The organism is Candidatus Obscuribacterales bacterium, from assembly GCA_036703605.1.
In the GTDB taxonomy this organism is placed as follows: Bacteria; Cyanobacteriota; Cyanobacteriia; order RECH01; family RECH01; genus RECH01.
In genome coordinates this window covers 1-2,614 of the sequence record DATNRH010000942.1, presented here as the reverse complement: position 1 = coordinate 2,614, position 2,614 = coordinate 1, and the positions used below count along the sequence as shown (strand labels likewise).

The following is a 2,614-nucleotide window of genomic DNA, read 5'->3' as shown; positions in this document are numbered from 1 at the left end:
GATGATCTGCCCCGCTTGGCTGAAGTCTATGGATTCCAGACCATAACTGAAGCCCTGTCGGCCCTAGCGTCGGTGGATGTATTTCTAGAACGTACTGGGTTAAGCCGTCAAGACCTGAGTGATTTGCTATTTCAGGATCTGGATCGGTTTGAGGTGAATGCCGGATTGTCTCGCCTGTTTTTTATCAATGCGGTGGAGGATAGCCTGGGGTATGTGCAGATTGAGATGGGGGACGGTAATCCTGATGACCCCACCCAGCCACCAACGGAGACGTTGCTGAACCTGAGTGCTGCCAAGCTGGATCGCATCTATCGCTTTTTAAAGTTGGCCCGTCGGCTAGGGTGGAGCTTTGCTGATTTAGATTGGACGCTGCGATCGCTGACGGCTCCCTACCGTCCAGAATCAGTACTCTGGTTTGATGGTCTGAATGATTTTGTGCAGGTTCCTGCCCCTACGGAGGCAGATGGAGACGACGATACCCCTGTGGGACTAGCGACCTTGCAGGACACCTTCACCCTAGAGGCCTGGGTGAATCCCTCCCGCCATCAGGCAAATCCCATCCTCAGTCGGGGTCAGGAGGATAATTTAGATCTTCATTTTCTGCTCTGCTTGACGGCGGATGGGCGGGTGGCCTTCTATGGATCGGCTGCTGAAGATGCAGACCCGGTGATGGGTGTGCAGCCGTTGCCGGTGGGAGAGTTTACCCATGTGGCTGTGACGGTGCAGACTGACCGAAACCAGTCTACGGTCAGCATTTACCTCAATGGCGAGCTAGATCAGACCGATCGGCTATCGGCGGCGGTGCAGGTACCGGCAGGTAACCTAGATGTGAATATTGGCCGCAATCTGAGTGACATGACCTTTGCTGGCTTCATCAAAGAGGTGCGGGTGTGGGCAGGGGTGCGATCGCCTGAGGCTATTGCCGACAACCGCTACCGTCGCTTCAGCGGCTTTGAGCCAGATCTGGTGGCCTACTGGCCTCTGACGGAAAGCCATGGCATCGAGCTACTGGATCACACACCCTATGCGCAGCACGGGCTCCCTGGCGGTGCCTACCTCGTGACTCAGCCCCGCTGGATGAGCCAGGACTTAGTGTTGTCTCCCCTGCCGCAGCGGCTTGGCAACAACGGTTATCGATTCAACGGGATCGATCATGTCCTGGCCCGGCGGGGTTTGACGGGCTTGACGTCCAGGCAATTTACGTTAGAAGCCTGGATTTATATTGATGCTGTTGGGCAACACACCATTGTTCATCTGGGTGATGCCAGCGATCGCTCATCTCACCTTTGGTTGGGGATAAACCAGCAGAATCAACTGGTCTTCCGCAGTCCGGCTCTGAGGGCTGGAGAGGTGAGGAGTCGGAGTGCGATCGCCCTTGAGCGCTTTACCCATGTGGCTGTGACGGTAGATGCCAATGCTCTGCACATTTACCTGAATGGCCGCTTAGACCATCGCCAAGGCATCCCAGCGAATAGCCTGCAACTGCAGGGGAATGATCTGTCTATTGGCGGTGACTTCAGCGGCAACTACTTCAGCGGCATCATCTACGAGGTACGGCTGTGGAACTACGCCCGCAGCGCTTTGCAACTCAACAACGTCTTGCAGCAGGCGATACCGCCCCTGTCTCCTGGGCTGATTGGCTACTGGCCGCTGACGGACATCACCGGGGAGCAAGCGGCGGATTTGAGCATGAACGGCAACAGCCTTTATCTAGGCGGGGTGCCTACCGACGTTCGTCCTACACCGGTCACCGTTGCGCCCCTTCTGCCAGACCTTCCCGTAGCTGTTCCAGGCACCGTTCTGTGGTTCAATGGCGATCGGGATTTGGTGGTGTTGCGCCAGGAGTCCAATTTCGGTCTGGGGCGGCATCCTCGCTTTACCCTGGAGTTTTGGTTTAAGCCCAGTCGATTCGGGCAGCCGGTCAATGGCATCCAACTGCTGTTCAGCCAAGGGGATGGCGAAGCTGGTTTGGCTATTTATCTAGACCAGCAGCGGCTGATGGCGATCGCTTGGTGTGCCAATTACGAGCTGACCGAGGTGCAGGAAACGGTGCTAGCTAGTGCCCCAGATACCGTGACGGACGAACAGTGGCACCATGTCGCCCTGGTGCATGACGAAACCCAGAACTTAGACTACATCGAGTTTCGCGGCTTTCTCAATGGGACAGCCCTAGCAGAACTGAGCAGCACTCATGCCAACCCTTCCCTGTCCGCCGGTCAGCGGGGCTATCGACTGAGTCCGGTGGGGCCAGCCTATCTGGGCTACCTCGACGACACTAGCATCAGCCGCATTCAAGGAGACTATCTGCGGGTGGCCGACGATCGCCTGCATAGCTTTTCGGGGCAAATGGCCGACTTGCGCCTGTGGAACCAAGCTAAAACCGCCGCCGCCATCGAGAGCGATCGCTACCATGATCCTCGATTAGTTGGGGCAGGGCTCATGGCATACCTGCCCTTGGATGAAGGCCATGATGTGACCGTCACCGATCGGGTGAACGGCTATACCGGTCAGCTACGGGGGGAGACCGCAGTTTTCATGGCGACCCCCAGCTTAGACCCCGAGTTGGAAAACCGCTACACCCACTACCAGCCTTCGGGAGTAGACGTCCTGAGTT

The 2,614-nt window shown here is 57.0% G+C and carries 1 protein-coding gene; it reads left to right on the top strand.

Annotation, left to right across the window (positions count from 1 at the left end; translation table 11 throughout):
* On the top strand, nucleotides 1-2,614 hold a 2,614-nt coding region (locus V6D20_19385), incomplete at both ends, for a LamG domain-containing protein (GenBank protein ID HEY9817946.1).